17 protein-coding genes are annotated in these 23,734 nt (G+C 65.3%); 8 read left to right on the forward strand and 9 right to left on the reverse strand.

The genetic code is table 11. The features are described 5' to 3' along the window. The first annotated feature begins 233 nt into the window (after positions 1-233). The 3 genes from MC375_RS01530 to bamA all read left to right on the forward strand — a co-directional run bounded on the left by MC375_RS01530 (position 234) and on the right by bamA (position 4,154). A complete protein-coding gene (locus tag MC375_RS01530) occupies positions 234-626 on the forward strand; it encodes a hypothetical protein (RefSeq protein WP_242101517.1) in 393 nt (130 codons plus the stop codon). 124 nt (positions 627-750) lie between these two features. Further along, positions 751-1,827, forward strand: coding sequence for a hypothetical protein (locus tag MC375_RS01535; protein ID WP_242101518.1), 1,077 nt, complete (start codon positions 751-753; stop codon positions 1,825-1,827). Then, positions 1,827-4,154, forward strand: a complete 2,328-nt coding sequence (bamA, locus tag MC375_RS01540; protein WP_242102924.1) for an outer membrane protein assembly factor BamA — start codon at positions 1,827-1,829, stop codon at positions 4,152-4,154. The genes MC375_RS01535 and bamA overlap by 1 nt, the downstream gene beginning before the upstream one ends. Positions 4,155-4,421: 267 nt before the next feature. Here the strand turns inward: bamA and chrA are convergent, their stop codons facing one another. Continuing rightward, entirely contained in the window at positions 4,422-5,816 is a 1,395-nt protein-coding gene (chrA, locus tag MC375_RS01545; protein ID WP_242101519.1) for a chromate efflux transporter, read from the reverse strand. A 190-nt stretch (positions 5,817-6,006) separates the two neighbouring features. On the opposite strand from chrA, the gene MC375_RS01550 reads away from it, so the two are divergent. After that, positions 6,007-6,216 (forward strand): hypothetical protein, encoded by a 210-nt coding sequence (locus MC375_RS01550; protein ID WP_242101520.1) that lies wholly within the window; start codon positions 6,007-6,009, stop codon positions 6,214-6,216. Between the two features lie 518 nt (positions 6,217-6,734). Here the strand turns inward: MC375_RS01550 and MC375_RS01555 are convergent. The 3 genes from MC375_RS01555 to MC375_RS01565 all read right to left on the reverse strand — a co-directional run bounded on the left by MC375_RS01555 (position 6,735) and on the right by MC375_RS01565 (position 14,993). Beyond that, positions 6,735-7,202 (reverse strand): DUF4019 domain-containing protein, encoded by a 468-nt coding sequence (locus MC375_RS01555; RefSeq protein ID WP_242101521.1) that lies wholly within the window; start codon positions 7,200-7,202, stop codon positions 6,735-6,737. A 57-nt stretch (positions 7,203-7,259) separates the two neighbouring features. Next, on the reverse strand, positions 7,260-8,075 hold the full coding sequence (locus MC375_RS01560) for an OmpA family protein (protein WP_242101522.1): 816 nt from the start codon (positions 8,073-8,075) through the stop codon (positions 7,260-7,262). Between the two features lie 165 nt (positions 8,076-8,240). Beyond that, positions 8,241-14,993, reverse strand: coding sequence for a YadA-like family protein (locus MC375_RS01565; RefSeq protein ID WP_242101523.1), 6,753 nt, complete (start codon positions 14,991-14,993; stop codon positions 8,241-8,243). Between the two features lie 223 nt (positions 14,994-15,216). Between MC375_RS01565 and MC375_RS01570 the strand changes: the two genes are divergently transcribed. Beyond that, positions 15,217-15,387: a hypothetical protein gene (locus MC375_RS01570; protein WP_242101524.1), complete on the forward strand. Its 171-nt coding sequence runs from the start codon at positions 15,217-15,219 to the stop codon at positions 15,385-15,387. Positions 15,388-16,138: 751 nt separating this feature from the next. On the opposite strand, the gene MC375_RS01575 is transcribed toward MC375_RS01570, so the two are convergent. From MC375_RS01575 to MC375_RS01585, 3 genes are all read right to left on the reverse strand, one after another. Beyond that, positions 16,139-16,522, reverse strand: coding sequence for a hypothetical protein (locus tag MC375_RS01575; protein WP_242101525.1), 384 nt, complete (start codon positions 16,520-16,522; stop codon positions 16,139-16,141). Positions 16,523-16,804: 282 nt separating this feature from the next. Beyond that, positions 16,805-17,524, reverse strand: coding sequence for a response regulator (locus tag MC375_RS01580; protein WP_242102925.1), 720 nt, complete (start codon positions 17,522-17,524; stop codon positions 16,805-16,807). A gap of 8 nt (positions 17,525-17,532) precedes the next feature. Continuing rightward, positions 17,533-19,032, reverse strand: a complete 1,500-nt coding sequence (locus tag MC375_RS01585) for an ATP-binding protein (RefSeq protein WP_242101526.1) — start codon at positions 19,030-19,032, stop codon at positions 17,533-17,535. A gap of 241 nt (positions 19,033-19,273) precedes the next feature. Here MC375_RS01585 and MC375_RS01590 point away from each other — a divergent pair, with 241 nt between their 5' ends. From MC375_RS01590 to MC375_RS01600, 3 genes are all read left to right on the forward strand, one after another. After that, complete coding sequence (locus MC375_RS01590) at positions 19,274-21,184, forward strand: potassium transporter Kup (RefSeq protein ID WP_345779240.1); 1,911 nt, start codon at positions 19,274-19,276, stop codon at positions 21,182-21,184. 217 nt (positions 21,185-21,401) lie between these two features. Continuing rightward, entirely contained in the window at positions 21,402-21,584 is a 183-nt protein-coding gene (locus MC375_RS01595; RefSeq protein ID WP_242101527.1) for a hypothetical protein, read from the forward strand. Further along, the gene (locus MC375_RS01600; RefSeq protein ID WP_242101528.1) at positions 21,581-21,889 is read left to right on the forward strand and encodes a hypothetical protein; all 309 of its coding nucleotides are present in this window, start codon (positions 21,581-21,583) and stop codon (positions 21,887-21,889) included. The genes MC375_RS01595 and MC375_RS01600 overlap by 4 nt, the downstream gene beginning before the upstream one ends. A 128-nt stretch (positions 21,890-22,017) precedes the next feature. On the opposite strand, the gene MC375_RS01605 is transcribed toward MC375_RS01600, so the two are convergent. Together MC375_RS01605 and MC375_RS01610 are read right to left on the reverse strand one after the other, a co-directional pair. After that, positions 22,018-22,878 carry an MBL fold metallo-hydrolase gene (locus tag MC375_RS01605; RefSeq protein WP_242101529.1) on the reverse strand — a complete coding sequence of 287 codons (861 nt, stop codon included), beginning with the start codon at positions 22,876-22,878 and terminating at the stop codon, positions 22,018-22,020. Beyond that, positions 22,875-23,699 (reverse strand): MBL fold metallo-hydrolase, encoded by an 825-nt coding sequence (locus MC375_RS01610; protein WP_242101530.1) that lies wholly within the window; start codon positions 23,697-23,699, stop codon positions 22,875-22,877. The genes MC375_RS01605 and MC375_RS01610 overlap by 4 nt, the downstream gene beginning before the upstream one ends. Positions 23,700-23,734: the final 35 nt, after the last annotated feature.

Genomic DNA, 23,734 nt, shown 5'->3' on the forward strand with positions numbered 1-23,734 from the left:
TACCCGCGGTAGTTGTGCACGCGGCGGGTTACAGCGGCCGATGGACTCCGGATAACGCCGCTAACGCAAAAATAGCAAAGACACTGCGCAAGCAGATGCGTGCGCGCATGGCGAAGCTGGGGCCGCCAGCTAGCCCGCCTGGCGGCGGCCCGAGCGCAGGCGGAGGCATGCCTGGTGGCGGCATGCCCGGTGGCGGCATGCCCGGTGGTGGTCCGAAAGGACCGCCGCCCGACATGCCCGAGATGCCGGCGCCAAACGCGGTGGGCCTGCTACGTCCGGAAATGGATTTCGCCGCGCCCCTCGAGGGAGATCTCTTCATCCTCCGGGACGAAGGAATGATCGCGATGGGCAAGGACCTGGACCATGCCGTGATCCTGCCTTACAACCGCGGCGCGGTGGATCTCGGCGATGACGGCCTCACGGCACTCGCGATGCTGTCATCGGGTGGTCTCGTCGTCGAGTTCCATACGAATGATGGCGTCGCTGTCACTCACACCTACTCGCTGGAGTCCGACGGCACGCAGCTGCGCATACGCACGCACATAGCTGGAGGCCGGATACCCATACCCGGCGGCCTGGATATGGAACGTGTCTACAACCGCGTGCAGACCACGATACCGCCTTAGCACCGCGCCGCAGATTCTGCTCCGCCAACAACTCCTGCAGCGCCACCGCATGCCGACACGCATCCGGTCGCGCGTTCGCCGGCTACTACCCAGCAGCCGGCGCCATTCTTGCCAGAGCCTTACCATGAGCAACCCCACTCCGCTTCATCGCGGCACCTTTGCCACCGGGTTTCCCGGGCGACCAGGATCCGACTCTCGCCCCATCCAGCCCAGCAGGCTGTTTTACAACGCAACCCGACACGATGCGGACGAGGCAGCGCTGCAGGCGTGGTGGCAGACATTCGACGATGCGGTGCTGGATCGCTTCGTCGAGGCGTGCCTCAAACAGAATGCCGAGCTGTCCCTGGCGGCATTGCGCGTTGCCCAGGCATGCGCCGGACTCACCGGGACGTTGGAGGAGATGGCGACGCATCCGGAGTGCCTCCAGGCCTGGACGCTGTTCCATACCCTGCGTGTCCGCCTCGTGGCGGCCACCGTGCGCACGTATTTCGACATTCTGGCATCGCAAGAACGACTGCTTTGCGTCGACATCGCCATTCACCATCAGAGCGCATTGCTGCAATGGGGACGCGTTCCCGTGGTAGATCGCGCTTGCGATGGGGTGCATTCGGCACAGGCCGCCAGTCTGCCCGAACTGCATCTGCATCGGGTGCGCTTACAGGGCGACCGCGATGCAGCGGCGGCCGGGCTCGCCTGGCTGGTCGGCGAGCCTTTGGACCTCGTTCTGGCTCGGGTTGATGGGCGGTTGTTGCCGTCGGCGACATCGACCATGCCGGCATCCGGCGGACCCGACGCACTGCAATTACGTCGCCCAGATCTGCTGGCAATCGCACTACAACCCCCGCGGCCGGAAAACCAGGATGAGCATCGGGTCCGGGCCAACGCGATTCGCCGAGAGCAGGCATTCGATTGGGCGGTTTGTGAAGTCGAACGCGCGCTAGCCGCACTGACATCGGCGATCGGGGAATCGAGCCCGGCACGCGCCGCGGCGCTTTCCGCGAGCAGCCGGGCGAACGCCCTAGTGCAGAAGATGCGTGCGGGACAAATAGATCATGAAGCGCTGCTCGAGGCCAACTGCATTCATCACGGCCATTGCGATCGCGAGATCGAAGTGCGCGCGCGCGGCTATCGCGCGTTGGTCAACTTGTACGAAGCATTGGGCGCCGGCTGGCCCGCCCCCATCGAGAGCAGTGAGGCATGATGCGGCCGGCATCGTCTCGGCCGCCCCGCAGGCTTCTCCTCGCCGCCGTGATGTACTCGTTCCTCAGCGTCGCGCATGCGCAGGAAGCGCCGCACGTCGTCTCCGATATCCGCGTCGATGGCCTGCGTCGCATCGCGATGGGCACCGTCCTGACCTATCTCCCCATCGAACGCGGCGACACTCTCGATTCGACCAAGGCCGCCGCAGCGATCCGGGCGCTCTACAAGACCGGATTCTTCGAGGACATCCGCCTGGATCGCCAGGGCGACATCCTCGTGATTACAGTGCAGGAACGCCCGGCGATCAACACGCTGAAGGTAACCGGCAACAAGGACATCAAGACCGAGGACCTGATGAAGGGTCTGAAGGAAGTCGGCATGGCCGAGGGCGATACCTTCGACCGCTTCGTCCTCGACAAGATGCACCAGGAACTCTTGCGACAGTATCAGGACCGCGGCAAGTACAACGTGGAGATCACGCCGGCCGTGGCGCTGGTGGATCGCAATCGCGTTGACGTCGCGATCGGCATCAAGGAAGGCAAGGCCGCCCGTATCCAGCACATCAATCTCGTAGGCAACGACAAGTTTGCCGACGAAGACATCATCGGCACCTGGGAGTCCAGCGAGCACAACTGGCTGAGTTGGTACCGCCGCGACGATCAGTACTCGCGAGAGAAACTTTCCGGCGATCTCGAAAAGCTTAACAACTACTACCTCGACCGCGGCTACGTCGACTTCAGTATCGACTCGACCCAGGTCTCAATCAGCCCAGGTCGCAGCGATATGTTCATCACTGCCGGCGTCAGCGAGGGCGATCAATATGAGGTCTCCTCGGTGCGGCTGACGGGCGATACCGTGCTCGCCAAGGAGAACTTGCAGAAGCTGGTGCTGGTCAGGGAAGGTCAGATCTTCTCCCGTCGCCTGCTTGAACTGACCTCCGACTCCATCACTGCCACCCTGGGCAACATTGGCTACGCGTTTGCGCAGGTCAATCCGCGTCCAGACGTCAAACGCGATAAGAAGACCGTGTCCATCGATCTTCAGGTCGTCCCAGGCCCGCGGGTCAACGTTCGCCGGATCTCCTTCGAGGGAAACAACCGCACCAACGAAGAGGTTCTCAGGCGGGAGCTTCGCCAGTTCGAAGCGAGCTGGTACTCGCAGGCCGCGATCGACCGCTCGAAGGTCAGGCTGCAGCGCCTTGGGCTTTTTGAATCCGTCGATGTCGAGACCAAACGGCTGCCCGATCGCAACGATCAGGTGGACGTGGTGTACACGGTCAAGGAAACTTCCTCCGGCGAGTTCCAGACTGGCCTGGGATACTCGCAGGACGATGGCCTCACGGCGTCGCTGAGTGTGACCCAACGGAATTTCCTCGGAACCGGCCGCACCTTTGGCCTGAACCTGACACGGAGCGCCTCTTCCGAACGGTATGGCTTCAACGTCGCAGAGCCCTATCTCAACGATCTCGGCGTGGGATTCGGCTATGGGGTCAGCTGGTCGAGGACGCAGTACGACAGCGATGATGAAAGCAGCTACAACTCGCGGCAGGGTTCGATCAGCACGACTGCGACATTCCCGCTATCGGAAGACAACGCTTTCACGCTAGGCCTCGGGTGGGATACCCGAACGTTCTATCTCACCGAAGGCTATTACCCGCCTTCCTATTTCGAATTCCTGGATAACCTGGGGAGCAACCGCGTCGACAGCTGGGCCCTGCGAGCGGGCTGGTCCAGCGACACGCGCAACGACGTGCTCACGCCAACGGGAGGCGTCTATTACGGCGTGTCCAGCGAGATTGCCCTGCCTGGCTCGGACGTTACCTATTACAAGGTCGACCTGGACATTCGCCGATACTGGCGCATGGGCCCTACTCTTCTGCTGACCCGCACGGAGCTGGGGTACGGCGATACATACGGCGACGGCGATCGGATCGGCTATCCCTTCTATCGCGGTTATTACGCCGGCGGTTCCGGCTCGCTGCGTGGCTTCCGCGACAACACCCTGGGGCCTTGCGAGTACGTGACGTACTACGACGAGTGCCGTCCTACTGGCGGGCAGATAAAGATACTGGGAGGATTCGAGTTTTCGGTCCCAACCTTGTTCGGAAAGGCCGCGCACGGAACACAGCTGGCCTGGTTCCTGGACGCTGGCAATGTCTTCGCTGGCACGGACACCATTGATAGCGACGAGATTCGGGCGTCGACGGGTCTTTCCCTGCGCTGGCGCTCGCCCATGGGCCCGATCTCGATCAGCTACGGGTTGCCGATCCGGCAAAAGGAAGATGATGAAATTGAACGGCTGCAGTTCACTTTCGGCAGTCAGTTCTAGGCCTCGCGGCTATTGCTGCGGATCGAATTGACCGTTTAACCCGATGTCGGAACCACGCTCGGTCTTGCACCGACAGTGTCGCGAATGAAGCCGCCGTCAGTGAACCCATCGCTCGAACCGCTCGCCAGCCCCATACATCGCCTGACGAGCTCTGGCAAGTGATTTGACGCACTGCCACTTTCTGGCGGAGTTTTCCTACAGACAGACTGGCGGTCAGCTGATACCACAGCGCTCAACTAATACAGCCAGAAAGCAGATCTTCGTGTGTCATTGCCCGTTTTGAAACCACCAATAGGCGCCGCCAAGCAGCGCACTGGCGAGCAGCGTCCAGCCAAGACCCAGCTTGAATCGCAACATTGCGACCATCGCTGCGATGGACAACAAGGCCGCTCCGGGTTCGATCGAACTTAAAACCGGCACTTCGAGCGAAAGCGGCCCCAGCTGCCGTGTGGCCATGGCACCGAACACCGTATGCAGGGTGAACCAGACCGCGAGGTTGAGCACTACGCCCACCACGGCTGCGGTGATGGCCGACAACGCCGCATGCAATTCGCGGCGTCGGCGCAGCGCTTCGATGTAGGGTGCACCGACGAAGATGAAAAGGAAGCTGGGGACGAACGTGACCCACGTGGTCATTGCCGCACCCAACACGGCGGCCGTCAGAGGATCCAGCACGCCGGGATGGCGGTAGGCGGCCACGAAACCGACGAACTGCAGGACCATGATCAACGGCCCCGGCGTGGTCTCCGCCAGGGCCAGGCCGTCGAGCATCTCGCCCGGGCGCAACCAGCCGAAGTCCTCGACAGCGCGCTGCGCGACATAAGCCAGCACGGCGTATGCGCCGCCGAAGGTCACGACCGCGGCCTGACTGAAGAACATCCCCTCCCGTGCGATGACGTGATCGCGCCCCAGCCACCAGGCCGCGAGCAGGACTGGCGCGAACCAGAGCACCGCCAACACCAGGGTGGTGCGCACGGACCGCGTCCAGGACGGTCGGAGGTGCCTGATGTCACCGCGCGCCAACTGCCGATCGACGATGTAGTGCAGGTCGCCTTCCTCGGTCTTGATCTGTACCACGGGCAACCACGTCGGCAGCCAGCGGTAAACGACCAGCCCCACGATCGCCGCACCGAGCACAATCCATGGGAACGGCACCTGCAGCGCGTAGATCGCCACGAACGCCCCGGCCGCAACGGCCACCAGGAAGCGCGTCTTCAAGGCCCGGCGACCGATGCGCAGGACCGCTTCGACCACCACCGCCAGCACCGCCGCCTTCAGTCCGAAGAACAATGCCGAGACCAGCGGCACCGTGCCGTAGCTGACGTAAAGCCAGCTGAGCAAGCCGAGCACGACGGCGCCCGGAAGCACGAACAGGACACCGGCGATGACACCGCCCCAGGTGCGATGCATCAACCAGCCTATGTACACCGCGAGCTGCTGCGCTTCCGGACCGGGCAGCAACATGCAGTAGTTCAGGGCATGCAGGAAACGCGACTCGCTGATCCAGCGCCGCTCCTCGACCAGCTCGCGATGCATCAGTGCGATCTGCCCGGCGGGACCGCCGAAGCCCAGCAGACCGATCTTCGCCCAGACGCGCAGCGCCAAGGCGAAGCCGACGGTGCGTTCGACCGGGTATTCGACGCCTGTTTCAGGTTCGCTCACAGAGTTGTCCGCACAGGTTGTGTCGTCCAGGCTCAGACGAAAGGCATACGATCAACCACCGTCGGCCCATATCGAAGGCGACACGCCCAACGACCGCCCGCGCGTGATCGTGTCGAGTTGAAGCCATGTGACGCCCCATGCGACACGGAACGTGCAAGCTAGCGCCTCACTTCCTCCCTGGAGTACGCCAATGTTCGTCTCTCTCGGCAATGATACCTACGTCAATGCCGCCCACATCAGCCTCCTGTCCGGTGTGCAAAGAAGCCAACGCGATGCCGGGCACCATCAAATCCGGATACTACTGATGGGCAAGCACGAGCACACCCAGGTGGGCCCGGAAGACGAGATCAAGGCGCTCCACACCCGGATAAAGAACGCCCTCGATCAGCTCGGACCGTAGCGCCGAGCCAGCGCACCGCCTCGCGTCGTATACGAAATCACGCAGAAGGCACCCGGGCTCGGGCCGGTGCTGGGAGCGCTCACGGGTCGGTGGAAGGAATATGGAAGCAGCGTGTTGATGCCGACGGGCTCGCGTGGCCGCAAGAAGGACACCAGATTCTGGAAGGCCGGTACGGGTAGATCCGGCTACCGGGGTCCCGTCCGAGCTACAACCAGATATGCCGCAAGCGCTGCGACGAGCGTTAGGACCGGTTTGCAGTCAAACACCCTTGGATTTGCGCGAGCCCGCGGTCGCGCTGAAGCGGTGCGCCTACACCCGCTTCCGACGAGAAAGAAGGCCCCGCACTGCGGGGCCTTCGCTGCGTGGATTGGAATGGGAGAGGTCGCAATCACACGGCAGAAGCTGGCGCCGGAGCGGGTGCGCCCCGGCGCGGAATACGCGCAAGCGCGCGGCCGCTGACACCGGTATGGAAGTCCGGCCGCAAAAGGCGCTCTCGCTCCGTCGGCTTCGCCTGACAGCTACGGCTGTACCACATATCCGGAGAAACGCCAGGTACCGTCTTCGTCCAGGCGGAACGACACCAGTTCGCGCATCGTGCGCTTACCGGAGAATTCGACCAGGAACTCGACCGATGCGTACAGGCCCGATGGCAACACCTTGCCGTCGCCTGCCTGGCGGCGCACCGAAACCCAGTTGCGGCCGGTCGCTTTGCCCAGCGGCTGGCGCGCTTTGCTTATCCCGGCGATGAACGCGTCGCGGGTCACCGATTTCCTGGTGACGACGGAGGCCTCATCCCATAGCTTCGCCGCCTGTCCGGCATCCATCGCCATGGCGACACGCTGGGCCGCATCGCGAACCGCATTGGGTTCGATCGCTCCGGCGGCTGACTGCGCCGCCGCCTGAGGCGTGGCCGGTGGCTGTTGCGCGGCCGCAAAGCCCGTTGCCAGCAGCAGCAGAATTCCGATTGCAGATACAAACTTTTTCATTCGACTACTCCGATCAAAGTTCTATACCGCGCGTGCACTGAAGCGAGCATCGCGGTGCTATTGGAATCCCATGACGAGCACTTCGACGCGACGGTTGGGCTGGAGGCAGGCCACCAGCTCGCTGTGCGACAGCGAATCGGGGCATTGCTTCACCGGTTCCGATTCCCCTACCCCGTGCGCGCTGAGGCCATCTGCCGCCACGCCATTCTGGATCAGGAACTCGCGCACGGTCTGTGCGCGGCGTTGCGATAACGCCTGGTTGTCCGCATCGCTCCCGATGCGGTCGGTATGCCCCACCACCTGGATGATCGTCGCCCTGGCCTCCTTCAGCTGGCTGGCGATGGCGACGAGCGCCTCGCGGCCCTGCGGCTGGATATCCTCCAGATCGGATCGGCCGAAGGCGAACAGCGCATCTGTAGAGAGCTCGAAGCGCTCCGGTTCGCCGGCCGTCGGAGCATCCGTCTTCAGCATGTCGGCGCATCCGGCCGGCGACCAATGGAAGGCCTGCCCGCGGTAGTCCTTGTCGAAGATCACCTTGTACTGGCAGGTGACGATCTGGGCGCCCTGGCGGAAGTGGAACAGGTAGTCCCACTCACGGGCGGCGTAGCCTTCGCGGAAATGCGGACGTCCGATCAGGTCGTACAACTGGTCCTTGGTGACGCCCGGACCAATCTGGCGCAGGTTGGCCACGTTGGGAAAGGTGCCTTCCTTCAGCACGATCCTGTCGGTGGACGGAAAGACCACCTCATCCGCCTGTGCGTCCGGGGCGATGCCGCGGCTGACATGCCTGGTGCACGCCGTCAGCGCAGTGGCGGCGATGAGGGCGCATAGCGCGAATCGGCCGATCCGTGCGGGGTTGTTTCTGGTGTCCATGTGCTTGTTGTCCCTTGCATGTCGTCTCAGAATTTCGGTGGCTCGCCGGGTGTCTTGGTGACGGCGGTGAATAGAGCATTCCACCGCTCGCCAGTCTGTTCTTCCGTAAAGGTGGAGTAGCAGGCCTCGCCGGGGAGGCTTTGCGTTGGCCTGCACTCCGGAGAACTACCACTGGATCCCGGCGCCCACCGAGAAGCCCCAATCGCGGGTGGTATTGCCGCTGGCCGAAGCCTTGTAGACCCATTGGCCGTTGTCGGTGATGCCCGACAGACCGAAGGCCATGCCGTATTCGCCCTGGTATCCGCCGAAGCCCACCGCCAGCATGCTCTTGCCCGGCAGGTACGCCTGCGGCAGGCCCGCCATGGCCATCGCCGACGATGTCGCACCACGGTAGCCGCGATCCATCGTCCAAATATCGTTGCCCAGCTCGGCGAGGCGGCTGTCGGTGTACTGGTTGGCCTGGTTGATGGCGTGGTTCACGCCCGAGCTCAACTGGTTGACGTTGACCGCATCGGTGCCAGCGATGCCCGGCGCGACGCCGGTGATCGTGCGTCCGCCCATGTTCACTTCGCCGGTCGAGTTGCTGCTGCCCACGTAAGCGGCGTTGTAGCCGGTCTGCGCGCCGACGGTGGTGGACGAGCCGTTGCCGATGGCGACGCTGTTGGCGTGCGTGGCCTGCGAACCGGAACCCAACGCGGCCGAGTTGGCCGCCGAGGCGTTGCTGTTCGCGCCCAACGCGACGCTGTTGCTGCCGCTGGCGGTGGAGTTCACGCCACCGGCCATGGCATTCACGCCGGTGGCGCCATCGTTGTTGTAGTTGCCGCCCTGCACGCCGCCATCGTTGACGCTGTAGTAGTGGGTCGCGGACGCGTTGACCTGGTTCTGCACCGCCTGAAGCTGCGCGACGTTGACCGCATCGCTGGCCTCGGTGCCTGCGGCCACACCCGTGATCTGACGGTACAGGCCGCTGTCGGCATCGCCGACACTGACCGCACCGGAGGTACTGGTGGTAGCTGCAATGGCGGCCGTCTGCGCGTCGGTCGCACCCGCAGGCACATAGCCGGCGACGCCAGCCGTCGTGTCGGAGACAGAATCAGCGCCGAGTGCGACGCCACCCTCCACGGTGGACTGCGAACCCGTACCCATGGCCACCGATCCCGCGCCGGTGGCGGTGCTGTCGGCGCCCATCGCGACGCTGCCCTGGCCGCTGGCCGACGCATTGACGCCGGATGCCACCGCGTTGATCCCGCTGGCGCCATCGTTGTTGTAGTTGCCGCCCTGCACGCCGCCGTCGTTGACGCTGTAGTAGTGCGCCGTGGAGGCATTGACCGTATTGCTCAGGTTCGCGATCGCCTGGTTGGTCGCATACAGCTGCGAACCATTGACGGCATCCGTGCTGTCGGACGAGATGCGACCGGCCGCCACGTTGGTGATGGTGCGCTCGGCGCCGGTGCTGCCCACACTCACGGTTCCCACCGGCGCGGCGCCGGCGAAGGTGTAGGTCGTGCCGCCGATGACGATGCTGGCTGTTCCCACCGCAGCCGCGGTCGAGGCGTTCGAGCCCAGCGCCACGCTGTTCGCATCTCCGGCGGTGGCGCCGAAGCCGATGGCCACGGAAGCATCCCCCGCCGCGGCCGAGTCCACGCCTGTCGCCAGCGAGTTGAGGCCGGTCGCGCCGTCGTTGTTGTAGTTGCCGCCCACCACGCCGTTGTCGTTGACGCTGTAGTAGTGGGTCGCGCTGGCGTCGACCTGGTTGCTGAGGTTCTCGATCGACTGGTGGGCCGCGAACAGCTGCGAGCCGTTGATCGCATCCGTGCTGTCGGCCGAGACGCGACCGGCCGCCAGATTGGTGATGGTGCGTTCGGCGCCTGCCGCGCCCACGCTGACCGTGCTGGTCGGCGCGATGCCGGCATAGTTGTAGGTCACGCCGTCGATCGTGGTGCTGGGGGTCGCCACGGCGGCGGCCGTCACCGAACCCGCACCCAGCGCGACGCTGCCCGGTTCGGTGGCGGTGGAACCGGCGCCCAGGGCCAGCGATTGGATGCCGTTGGACAATGCGTTGGTGCCCAGCGCGATGCCGTCGGCGAAGCTGACTTCCGAATCCTGGCCGATCGCGATACCGCCCGGCGCCGTCTGCTGCACCAGCGCGCCATTGCCCATGCCGATGCCGTTGTCGCCATTCACCGTGGTGTTCGGGCCGATGGCCACCGACTCGGCGCCGATCGCCAGCGAATCGGGCGCGATCGAGTTGGCATGGAAATACATGGTGGGCGTTACCGCAAACGAACTCAGTCCGTTCCTCAACTGGCGCAGCGTCACCGCGTCCTGGTCTTCCGTGCCGTCGGCGACGTTGGTGATCTGGCGATAGGAAGTGTCGGTACCCACCGACACGGCGCCCAACAACGTCTTGTCGGTCGTGTTGTACGGAATCAGGCCGGTGCCGGCAATGATGCCGCCGGACTGCGGCGCGACCACGCGGTCGGATAGGGAACCCGAGCCCAGCGCCACCCCGCCATCCGTGATCACGCTGGCGTTGTTGCCCAATGCCACGCCCTGCGCGCCGGCGGAACTTGCGCCCACGCCGGCCGCCATCGCATTGATGCCGGTTGCGCCGTCATTGTTGTAGTTGCCGCCGATCACGCCGTTATCGTTGACGCTGTAGTAGCGCGTCGTTGCACCGTCCACCAGGTTGGTCACCTGATCCAGATTGACCGCGTCGTCGCCGTCGATCGCAGGGCCTACGTTGGTGATGGTGGTATTGCCAGCATCGATGCCGATGTTGGTGATGCTGGGACCGCCGCTGGTGAAGCTGATGCTGCCGTCATTGATGACGGTGTCGCCAACTGTGATGCTGTTGAAGCTGGGATCGGCGACCACGCCGACGGTCATCGTGCCGCTGGTGTCGTCATAGACCACGGTGGCGTTGCTGCCCGCCGCCACCGTCAACGTCTCATTCGGCGCGATATTGCCGCTGTTGGTACCGTCGGTGATGTTCCAGCCGGCGTTGGCGATGTTGCCTACCGCGGTCAACTGATCCACGTTGACCGCATCGGTCCCCGCCACGCCGGGCGCGACGTTACTGATGACCAGGCCGCCAGCGTTGATGCCGGTGGTAGTGACGCTGGGCCCTCCGGCGATGGTCAGGCCATTGGTGTTCAGCACCGTGCCGCCTGCGGTCACGCTGTCGACGGTGATGTCGTCGGCCAGGTCGAAGGTGACGTCGTCGTCGGTCGCGGTCTTGCTGACCACGAGGTTGCCGTCGCTGTTGTTCAGGTCGACGGCTTCGCCTGGCGCCACATTGGTGGCATTGGCGCCCTGCGCGCTGATGTTCCAACCAGCGTTGGCGATGTCGCCCACCGCCGTCAGCTGATCCACGTTGACGGCATCGGTGCCGCTGACCCCGGCGGCGACGTTGGTGATGGTCGTACCGCCAGCGTCGATGCCGGTGTTGGTGATGCTGGGACCGCCACTGGTGAAGCTGATGCTGCCGTCATTGATGACGGTGTCGCCGACCGTGACGGAGTTGAAGCTCGGGTCGGCCACCACGCCAACGGTCAGCGTGCTGGTGGCGTCGTCGTAGACCACCGTGGCGTTGTCGCCTGCGGCCACGGCCAGCGTTTCATCCGGGGCGATGTTGCCGGTGGTGGTGCCGTCGGTGATGTTCCAGCCCGCATTGGCGATGTCGCCAATCGCGTTCAACTGGCTGACATTGACGGCATCGGTATCGGCCACACCGGCCGTCACGCCGCTGATGATGCCGGTACCGCCAGCGTTGATGGTGGTACCGCCGAACACCGGCGAGTCGGCCATCTGCAGGTTGATGGTGCCGGTGACCGGGTCGGTGACCGTCCGCAGGTTGCCGTCGCTGTAGGTGCCGACTGTGCTGGCGCCGCCCTGGATGGCCAAGGTCTGGCCCAGGTCGCGGTGCACGTCGCCGGCGGTGTTGTCGTTGCCGGTGAAGTTCATACCGGCGGTGCTGACGGACGTCAGCTGGTCGACGTTGACCGCATCGGTGCCGGCCACGCCGGGGGCGACATTGCTGATGACCAGGCCGCCGGCGTCGATGCCGGTGGTGGTCACGCTGGGACCGCCGGCGATGGTCAGGCCATTGGTGTTCAGCACCGTGCCGCCTGCGGTCACGCTGTCGACGGTGATGTCGTCGGCCAGGTCGAAGGTAACGTCGTCGTCGGTCGCGGTCTTCGACACGACAATGTTGCCGTCGCTGTTGTTCAGGTCGACCGTTTCATCCGGCGCCACATTGGTCGCGTTGGCACCCTGCGCGCTGAGGTTCCAGCCGGCGTTGGCGGTCGTGGCTACCGTCTCGATCGCCTGGTTGGTCGCATACAGCTGCGAACCGTTGATCGCATCGGTCGAAGTATCGGAAATCCGACCTGCCGCCACGTTGGTGATGGTCCGCTCGGCCCCCACTGCACCGACGCTGACCGTCGAGCTCGGCGCGGTGCCGGCAAAGTTGTAGACCGTGCCGTCGATGGTCGTGCTGGTGGTCGCTACCGCGGTATCGGTCACCGAACCCGAACCCAACGCCACGTCGCCGGCATTGTTGGCCACCGCGGTATCGCCGAAAGCCACTGCGCCCGCGGCCAACGCGCTGCTGGTACTGCCGATCGCCACGCTGCCCTGTCCGATCACCGTGTTCTGGTAGCCGATGCCGACCGCGCCCTGCGCCGCAATGCCCGGCGTGCTCACCGCCTGCCCGCCGCCGCCGACCATATTGGTGTTGCCCATCGCCACCGAACCATTGCCGGTGGCGGTGTTGTCCAGGCCCGACGCAATCGCGCCGTTGCCAGTGGCGGTGTTGGGATCGCCGATGGCCACGGCGCCGTCGCCGTTGGCAACGTTGCCCGAGCCGATGGAGACTGCACGACCACCGGTGGCGACGGAGCCACGGCCGATGGCGACTGCCTCGTCGGCGTCGGCGACGGCATCCGTGCCTATCGCGATGCTGCTCTCACCCGTGGCATTGGCGTGCAGGCCCACAGCTGTGGACGCTATCCCGCCTGCGGTGGCCTGGTAACCCGCTCCGAATGCGAACGTGGCGCTAGCGTTGGTGCCCCCGCCAATGGCGGTGGCCGTGGTGGTGCTTGCATTCGCGCCGTTGCCGTACGCCGTCGCCCAATCACCGATGGCTGTCGCACCCTCGCCGACCGCGGTCCCATAAGAACCTGTCGCGCTGGAATTGCGCCCGATCGCAATGCCGTAGATCCCCGCGGCTCCGGAGTCCGTGCCTATCGCGATGCTGCTCTCACCCGTGGCATTGGCGTGCAGGCCCACGGCCGTGGACGAAACCCCGCCGGCAGTGGCCTGAAAACCCGCTCCCAATGCGAACGTGGCTGTGGCGTTTGTGCCTGCGCCAATGGCGGTGGCCGTGGTGGTACCCGCATTGGCGTTGTTGCCATAAGCCGTCGCCCAATCGCCGATAGCTGTGGCGCCCTCACCAACCGCAGTCCCATAAGACCCTGTGGCGGTGGCATTGCTCCCAATCGCAATGGCGAAAGGCGCCGTCGCGCCGTCGTTGAGATAGTTGGCCTGCTGCGCGCCACCATCGTTCACGCTGAAGTAGTGAACGGGCGTGCTGGCCGCGATGGCCGCGATGGCCTGGTTGGTGGCGAACAACTGCGAACCGTTGATCGCATCGGTCGAGCTGCCGGAAATCCGACCGGCCGCCACGTTGGTGATGGTCCGTTCGGCGCCTACGCTGCCGACGCTGATGGTGCTGGTCGGGTTGATGCCGGCGAAGTTGTAGGTGGTGCCGCCAATGATCGTGCTGGGCGTCGCTACCGCGGTATCGGTCACCGAACCCGAACCCAACGCCACGTCGCCGGCATTGTTGGCCACCGCGGTATCGCCGAAGGCCACGGCGCCTGCCGCCAGCGCACTGCTGGTGCTGCCGATGGCCACGCTGCCCTGTCCGATCACCGTGTTCTGGTAGCCGATGCCGACCGCGCCCTGCGCCGCAATGCCCGGCGTGCTCACCGCCTGCCCGCCGCCGCCGACCATATTGGTGTTGCCCATCGCCACCGAACCATTGCCGGTGGCGGTGTTGTCCAGGCCCGACGCGATAGCGCCGTTGCCGGTGGCGGTATTGGGGTCGCCGATGGCGACCGCGCCGTCGCCGTTGGCGACGTTGCCTGAACCGATGGAGACCGCCCGACCACCGGTGGCGGTGGCATTGGTGCCGATCGCCACCGCTTCGGCCGAGTCTGCGACAGCATTGGCGCCCACTGCGATTGCGTTATCAGCCGCCGCATTGGACTGGATTCCCAATGCAAGTGCATTGATGCCGGTCGCCCGGCTCGCCGTTCCTGCCGCAATGGCGTTGGCTTGCGATGAGGTCACATCCGTGCCGATGGCGATGGCACCCGCCGCAGTGGCGCCCGCCCCTGCAAGCGTGCGCGCGCCAAGATTGATGGAGTTGATCTCCGACGCGATCGATTGGAAGCCGATGGCGATGGCGTTGCGGCCGCCTGCGTTGGCGCTACTGCCCTGCGCAACAGCATCCAGTGCGGAAGCTCTCGCCAGGGTACCGATGGCGATCGCGTTGCCCACGCTGGCATTCGCGTTCACGCCGATCGAAGTGGTTGCGTCGGCCGCGACGCCGATGCCTGCGTTGGTGCCGATGGCGATATTGTCGTCGCCGCTGACCAGGCTGCCGGCCGCAGCGTCCAGGGTGCCATCGTAGGTTACCGTGCCATCGCCTGTGCCGAAGGCGACGTTGCGCGTGCCGGTGACGCCCGAACCCGCGCCGCGCATCACACTGGCAATGCCGCCGCCGATGGCGGTGTTCTGCGCGCCGGTGACCAGCGCCCCGGAGGCAATACCCAATGCGATCGAACCCGCATTGCCGGCCGTCGAGCCCGCACCGGCACCCTGGCCGACCGCAACGGTGCTTGTACCCATGGCGAGCGCTTGCGCGCCGAGCGCAAGTGAACTGTTTCCTACCGCCCGGGCGGCGTTTCCGACGGCGGTGGCTGCGTCGCTGGTTGCCTCCGCCTCATTGCCTATCGCGACGGTGCGCACCGCGGTTGCCTGGGCTAAAAAGCCTCCGGCGAACGCGAAGTTTCCCCCTGCTACGGAGTTGACACCGACTGCGGTGGAGTTTCCTCCCGCAGCATTGGCGGCGGTGCCCAAGGCGCTGGCGCCAGCTCCGGTAGCCCGGGCATTAACTCCCAGCGCGACCGTATTGATGTTGTTTGAAACCGCGCTGCCGCCTATCGCGACCGCACCGCCCGTGCCTGAGGCTGCCGCATTCAAGCCGATCGCCACCGAATATTGCGTCGACGAGACGGATTGACCGCCAATGGCGATGGCATCGGCGCCCGATGCAAGAGCGCCACTGGTGGCATTGCCACCGAGTGCCACCGAACCGACGCCAGTGGCCCGCGTGGCTGTTGCTGGGCCGACACCGCCTCCACCGATTGCTGTCGCGTAGTTGACAGCGGCATTAGCTTGCGAGCCCACCGCAACGCCTCTAAGTCCACCTGCTGTCGACTGCACGCCGACAGCGACAGCTCCCGCGCCGCCGGAGTTGACATCCGTACCGATAGCAATCGACGACTCTCCGGACGCTCCGGTTCCACTGGTGCGTGCACCCACATAAATGGAATTGACGCCAGAGCCAAGGGCTTGGTAGCCGAGAGTCGTGGCATTCAGCCCCGAACTGACGGCCCTAAAACCTATAGCAGTGGCTCCGCCGGCAGTCGCCTGGGACTGAAAACCCACGCACGTCGCGCTGCCGCTGTAGTAGTTGTACGGCGCGGCAGTACAGTCCACCGACTGCGCCTGCGCCGACCCGGCCCATCCCATCCCGCCCATCGCCAGCAGCGAGGCCATGATGGCGACGGACAACGTTCCCGGCGCGCACGATGCCTTCTGCCCGCCTCTGGATACCTTGCCGCGAGGCGCTGCCAACTCGGAGGCGACCACCAACTGGTTGAGCGACCGGCTCCATACCACACTGTAGATCCTGTTCATTACTGCTCCCTGGTTGCAAGCGAGTGCGGTGGTCCGCAGGCCAAGACGACGCTGCGTTGCTTAAGAATTCTTTAGAGAGAAACTTCGTTGACGACCATGACGATGTGCGTGCACATCTGCGGTCGACCGGTGTCATGGTTGTGCATGGCAACGCGTAGCTTCGCGCTGGCATTCGGCACCGCGCATCGGCCATCCGCCCGCGAACCCACGCTCTGGAGCAGTCGTCGATGGCTTGCGCTGGTGCCGCGCGCTTCGGACGCCCTCGTAGGCCATGTCAATCCACTTCCAAGCCGCTGCACCGGCCGTGCCCGGCGCGCTTCAAGCTCGTGATCCATGGCAACGGGTTTCGGCCGCGCGATGCGCTCGACGGCACAATCGCGACCATTGACAGTGACCGCATCCGCTTCGGGCGCCGGCAAATCTCCGGCACCGAAGAAATTCTTTATCTCCATCATTCCCCTTGCCGGCTTCCGTATCCGTTATCGGGCTTGAAGCCTTCCGTGCATTTCTATCCGTTAGGAAATGGAATTACTGTGATTCGAATTGCAATTCGTGCTTTGGAAATTTTTAGAACTTTCTACTTGCAACTGTTGCAACAGTTGGATGCAAACCAGAAAACCACCAGGGCGCACTTCACTGTCTGGATGACGAGAGAATGCGTGAGTTTTGGTGAGTATTGTTGGCAGGAAGCTTCAATGGGCACTGCGACGGCCAGGCTCATTGATGGGTGGCTTTCGTCACAAGCCCTGGCCCGATGAGAGGAACCTCAAGCCGACGCCAGGCTCGGTGGCGATCCAGCGCGGTGCGGCCGCATCGTCGCCCAGCTTCTGACGCAACTTGCCGACCAGGATGCGCAGATAGTGGGTGTCCTCCTGGTGGGTCGGTCCCCAGAGTTCGCGCAGCAGCTGCGGCTGGGTTACCACGCGGCCGGCGTGCTGGACCAGGAACGCGAGCAGTGCGTACTCCTTGCGCGACAGCGCCAGCGGCTCGCCGGCAAGACGAACCTCGCGCCGCGCCAGGTCGACATGGAGCCGGCCGTCGTCGAAGACCGGCGATGCTTCGCCCGCCGCCGCGTGCCAGCGCAGCAGGACGCGAATGCGTGCCATGAGCTCCTGTACGCCGAACGGCTTGGTGACGTAGTCGTTGGCGCCGGCATCGAGCGCTCCGACCTTGTCGGACTCGTTCGAGCGCACGGTCAGCACCAGCACCGGCACCTGCGACCACGCCCGGATGTCGCGCAGCACGGTCAGTCCGTCGCGATCCGGCAGCCCCATGTCCAGGACAACCAGATCCGCGCCGCGCACGGCGAGTGCATCCAGGCCCGCCTGCGCGGTGTCCGCGAGCTCGACTGCGAAGCCCTGCGCGCGCAGGCTGATCTCGAGGAACTTGCGGATCTGCGGCTCGTCGTCGATCACCAGCACACGGGCAGGTGGCGCGGAGGCGAAGCTGGGCTGCATGACTTCGCTCATGACGATGCCGGCGGCACGTTGAGCGGCAAAGTGATGCGCAGGGTGGTACCGCGGCCGTCCATGCCTGGTAATGCTTCGACTTCGCCGCCGTGCGCGCCAACCATGCCGCGACAGATCGCAAGGCCCAGGCCGGTGCCCTGCTGGCCACGATCGCCCCGCTCCACGCTATAGAACATGTCGAAGATGCGCTTGCGTTCCTCCTCGGGAATGCCGGGTCCGCGGTCGCTCACCTCGATCTGCAGATGATCACCGACACGCCGTGCGTCGATGGCAACCGGCTCGTCTGCCGGCGAGAACTTCGCCGCGTTCTCGATCACGTTGAACAGCGCCTGTTCCATCAGCGCGGGGTGGACCCAGACCGGACCAAGCGCCGGGTCGACCCGGACCATGAACTGCGTGGTGGGCTGGTAACGATGCATGCGCCCGACGGCCGAACCGATCAGCTCATCGACACCGATCCAGTCGCGGTGCAGCGTCAACGTGCCATGCCCCAGCCGGGTCATGTCGAGCAGGTTCTGGATGTAGCGATCCAGACGTTCGCCCTCGCTGCGGACGGTTTCGAGCAAATCATGGCGGTCCTCCGCGCCCATCGAATCGCCGTAGCTGTCCAGGCTGCCGGCTGCGCCGATGATCGCCGCCAGGGGCGTGCGCAGGTCGTGGGACACCGACGACAGCAGCGCGCTGCGCAGGCGTTCGGTCTCCGTGGTGAGCCGTGCCGACTGCAGATCGGCCACCAGCCGCGTACGCAGCAGCGCCTGGGCAATGTCATCGGCCATTTCCCGCGCGAGTTGCCGCTGGTTCTCGCTGGGTTGCTGGATGTACGCAGGCAGTTTCAGGCCGATCACACCCAGCGGCCCATCAGGCGCCGGCAAGGGCAGAAACCACCAGCCGTGCTCCACCACCGATTCGATGCTGCGTGACCGTGCGAGTGCGTCGATACGATGCACCACCGGCTGTGCAGGCGGCTCGACGTCATCGGCGTGCAGACCGCGTTCGCCCAGGCGGATCCAGACATATGCGTCCAGATGCTTGCGGAAGACCGCATTGGCGACAGCGACGACCTCTTCCTCGTCCGCGGCCACGGTCAGGCGTTGGCCAAGCTCTTGCCGCGCCAGGGCATCCCGATGCGCCTCGCGCAACGCCTGCACCTGCATCGCCAGGCGCGACGCCAGGCGGCCGGCCAGTAACGCGGCCGCAAGAAAGGCCGCCACGGTCGCAACACCCTGCCGTGCGCCGATGTACAGCGTGTAACGCGGCTCGATGAAAAAGAAGTTGTAGGCGAAGAAGCACAGCAGCGCCGTCAACACCGCAGGTCCGGTGCGGGTCCGCGCGGCGACCAGCAGCACGGCCAGCATGAAGACCAGGGACAGGTCCTCCAGCCCCAGCCAACGCTCGGCAGCAGCGGCCACCAACACCGCAAGCAGTCCCGCCACGGCCGCCAGCAGGTAGCCGGCGGCGGGATTGTCGATGCTTCTGGATGCGTCGTTGACCGGCATGTCGCCTTCCGGGAACCGATTGGCGCCATTGTGCCGGGCTATGCGGATGGCTGTCCCCGTACACGCCGGGCAGGACAAGAATTTACGGGGAATTTACGCCAACCGGGCCTGTCGCGGCTTTTGCGTTTACGCCTGCGTCGCAAACACTGGCGTCCCGAAAACTGCTGTTGGGCGGTCTTTGCGGCCCGACGCCATCGAAGCCTGCCTGCAAGCGTTCGTTCCGCGAGCGCAAGGAACCTTCATGAACACTGCAACCGCACCCTCCGTCGCCCCTGCGAACAGCCACGCCAAGGCCAGCTTCGGCGCCCTGATGCTCGGCGCGATCGGCGTGGTCTTCGGCGACATCGGCACCAGCCCGCTGTACACCATCAAGGAGGCGTTCTCGCCGCACTACGGCCTGACGCCGGATCACGCCACCGTGCTCGGGATCCTGTCGCTGGTGTTCTGGTCGCTGGTGCTGGTGATCACGGTGAAGTACGTGCTGGTGATCATGCGCGCCGACAACGACGGCGAGGGCGGCATCATGGCGCTGACCGCACTGGCACAGCGCACGCTGCCGGGTGGGTCGAAGGGCGCCTACATCATCGGCCTGCTCGGTGTGTTCGGCGTGGCGCTGTTCTTCGGCGACGGCGTGCTGACACCGGCCATCTCGGTGCTGTCCGCGGTCGAAGGGCTGGAGGTCGCGACCCCGGCGCTGCATCGCTGGGTCATGCCCGTCACGATCACGGTGCTGGTCGTGTTGTTCGCCACCCAGCGCTTCGGCACCGGCGTGGTCGGCCGTGCGTTCGGTCCGATCATCGTGGCGTGGTTCCTGGCGCTTGCGGCGATCGGCCTGCACAACATCAGCGGCAATCCGGAAGTGCTGCAGGCGCTCAATCCCTGGTGGGGCGTGCGCTTCTTCCTGGACCATCATTGGGGCGGCATCTTCATCCTCGGCGCGGTGGTGCTGGCGGTGACCGGCGGCGAGACCCTGTATGCCGACATGGGTCACTTCGGCCGTCGCCCGATCACCGCGGCGTGGAATTTTCTGGTGCTGCCGGCGTTGACGATCAACTACCTCGGCCAGGGCGCGTTGCTGCTGGCCAATCCGCAGGCGGTGTCGAACCCGTTCTACATCGGCGTGCCGCAGTGGGCGTTGTATCCCATGGTGGGCCTGGCCACCGCCGCGACCGTGATCGCCTCGCAGGCGGTCATCAGCGGCGCCTACTCGGCCACGCGCCAGGCCATCCAGCTCGGCTACCTGCCGCGCATGGCCATCCGCCATACCTCCCGGGAAACCATGGGCCAGATCTACATCCCGTCGATCAACTGGGTGTTGATGCTGGCGGTGATCGCCACGGTGGTCGGCTTTGGCAATTCCACCGCGCTGGCGACGGCTTACGGCGTCTCGGTGACCGGCACCATGCTGATCACCAGCGTCATGCTGATCGTGGCCATGCGCGCGCGCTCCTCCATGCCCGGCTACGTCTTCTGGCCGTTGGCGACCGCGTTCGTGCTGATCGACGTGGCCTTCCTGTTCGCCAACCTGGTGAAGTTCAAGGACGGCGCCTGGTTCCCGATCGCCCTGGGCATCGTCATCTTCACGCTGCTGCGCACCTGGGGCCGTGGGCGCAAACTGCTCCAGGCGGAGATCCTCAAGGACGGCATCCCGCTCGACACCTTCCTGCCTGGCCTGCTGCTGTCGCCGCCCGCTCGGGTACCGGGCACGGCGGTGTTCCTGACTGCGCAGAAGGGCATCGTGCCCAAAGCGCTGCTGCACAACCTCAAGCACAACAAGGTGCTGCACGAACGCAATGTGCTGCTGACCGTGGAAACCCAATCGATCCCGTTCGTGGCGGCGGGGTCGCACCTGGTCATCGAGACCATCGGCGACGAGTTCTACAAGGCGACCGTGCGCTACGGCTTCATGGAGACGCCCGACGTACCGCTGGCGCTGATGCGATCGGTCGACTGCAGCACGCTGTGCTTCGACCCGATGGAGACCACGTACTTCGCCAGCCGCGAAACCATCGTCGCAAGCCGCCATAGGGGCATGCCGATCTGGCGCGACAAGCTGTTCGGATTCATGCACCGCAACGCAGCACCGGCGACGGACTTCTTCCGGATTCCGACGACGCGGCTGGTGGAGCTGGGTTCGCCCGTGGAGATCTAGGGCTGCAATCGCCTGCCGGCATTCCGGCACGACTGTCCGCCCGTGACTTCGGCGCATTCGACGCCCCTACCGTTGGTCGGAACTAGCGCTGGCCGGTCGGTGTGGGCAGGTGCGTTGCCTGGGATTGAAGTCGCCCTTCCGCCGTTCGCTTGGCGGCGCTCATTCGATCAAGGGTGATGCACAGCGGCGATCCGTGTTCCGCAGCGGAGGGCATGCCATGGGCTCTGGGATCCGCGAGCTGGTGTTCACCGGCCTGCAGCGCGCGTGGCAGGAATGGTTCGTCGAACGCTACCGCCTGTGGGAGGTGCGGGTCGTCGGCGTCGAAGTCGCCCAAGGTCTGCAGCTGCGCCTGATCGCGCACGACCGGTTTCACTCCACGGCCTCCGATCGTTGCCGATGACGCTGCCGGAAGAGCCGCCGTTGCTGACCCTGATCAGCCCGACCGAAGGCATGACGGTGCGCGCCGGCACGCCGTTCCTGCTGCAGGGCAGCCTCACCGACAGCGCGGGTGAACCGCTGGCGGACGCACAGCTGACCTGGTCACTCGGCGACGTACCGGTCGGCCGCGGCTGGACCTGTTGGACCGCCAGCGAACCCGGCATCACCCTGGTGCAACTGTTCGCCTATCTGGGCGATGAACTGGTCGCACGCAAGTACGTGCGCATCACAGTCGAAGGGCACGACAGGGTGGGCGATTGCGACTAGCGCTGGGTTCGCGGCGGCAAGGTCCATCCACATCGACACCGAACGAGCGATTCGAGTTGGAGGCCAGTCGATCACCTGGATCGACGGAGCCATTGCGTGCCAGCAGGAGGCGTCCCGACATCGCCCCTTCATCGCCAGTCCACCCATGCTCCAGGCGCGATCGCCTGGATCTCGATGGATGTTTCGCGCGCAGCCGTGCGCAACCGGCCGATCGCATCCTCGACCTCCACGTACTCCGTCATACCGGATACGCCGTAGTGGATGGGGACCAGTCGGCGTGCGCCCAGGATGGTCGCGGCGGCCACCGCCTGCTCGGGGGTCAGCACACCCGGCTGGCCGCTGATCGGCTTGCGCCAGCCGAAACGCGCGCCGTTGACCGGCAGGAACGCAGCGTCGAATGGGCCGAACTGGCGGCCGATGCGCCACCAGTGCCCGTGCCAGAGCGTGTCCCCGCCATGGAAGATGCGCCGGCCGCCGGCCGACACCACCCAGGACGCCTGCGGGTCGCCGTAGCCATCCGAGGCGGGCACGGGAGTCGCGGTGAAGTCGCCGAGCAGCTGCGGCTCCCATAGCGCACTCGACCGGACCCGGGCACCTGGTGGAACCGGCAGCGGATTCGTCCCCGCCGGGTGCGCCAGGGTGCCGCCCTTGTCCAGCGCGTCCGCCGCGGCCTTCGCGTCGAAGTGGTCCGGGTGCGCATGGGTGATGAGCACATAGGCATCGCCAACGGCGTCGCCGACGGGAATCAGCGGGTCCTTGAGTGCGGCTCCCCACGCGTCCGGATCGACCAGCGGGTCGATGAACAATGTCGCGTTCGGAACCTGCAGACGAATGCCCGCCCACGCCAGTCGCTGGATGCGCAAGCCTTCGCCGGCAGCTGCGAAGACGCGGCGCCCCGGAAGCAACGCCGCGGCCGAGATGCCGGCGCACGCAGTCAGAAATCCCCTGCGCGCCATGCCGCGGCTGGCCATGCTGTCGTTGCCGCTCATGCGTGGCGCTCCCGCGAGGCGACCGCGGCGTCGAGCGAGAAGACCGATTGCGCGACGATGACCTCCAGGTTGTGCTGGTGCCATTCGCGTTCGAAGTCGACCGGTTCCACCTGCGGCGCCAGGCAGGATTCGATGGCAATCGAGGCGATGCGATCGTCGGCCTCACGCGGCGTCGCGTCCGCACGGATCTGGACAACGGCATCCTGCAGCCGGTCCAGGTAATGGCGCGCGTTGTCGAGCGCGGCGGCGGGAAACCGGCCCATGTGTCCGCCGACGATCGTGCGCCTGCCGAATTGCCGCAGCCGGCCGATTGCGCTGCGGATCAGTGCGGGGTCCGCCTTGGAGAGGTAGACGATGTTGCCAACGATGTTGTCGCCGGCGCAGACCAGGTCGGCAGTGGGCACGTCCGCGCTGACGTGGTCCATGGTCTTGCCGGGGTTGTGCACGAAGCGCAGCTCGTGTTGCCCCCAGCGGATCGTCATCGCACTGTCGAACACCACCTGCGGTTCGCGATAGAGCGCATCCACCCGCTGGTTCTGCGAAAGGAAGGTGTGGCGATAATGCCGGTGCGCGAGCGTCAGCGCGTCCGGAAATAGCGACATTCCGGCGATGTGATCGCTCATGAAATGGGTCGCTGCGACGACACGCACCGTCTTGCCCATCTCCTCGCACAGGACGCGGCGCAGCCAATGCGCGTCGTCCACGCTGGCGAGCGCATCGACCAGCAGCGCGTCGCCGCCGTCGAGGAATGCGGTGGCGACCGACTCGTGGTCGTCGCCGACGAACATCAGCACGTTGGAACCCAGCTCTTCGAATCTCACGATGGTCGCCTGTCGTTTGCGTGGTGCCATCGTTG

Origin of the sequence: Lysobacter sp. M2-1, assembly GCF_022662495.1 — a bacterium.
In the GTDB taxonomy this organism is placed as follows: domain Bacteria; phylum Pseudomonadota; class Gammaproteobacteria; order Xanthomonadales; family Xanthomonadaceae; genus JAKPBU01.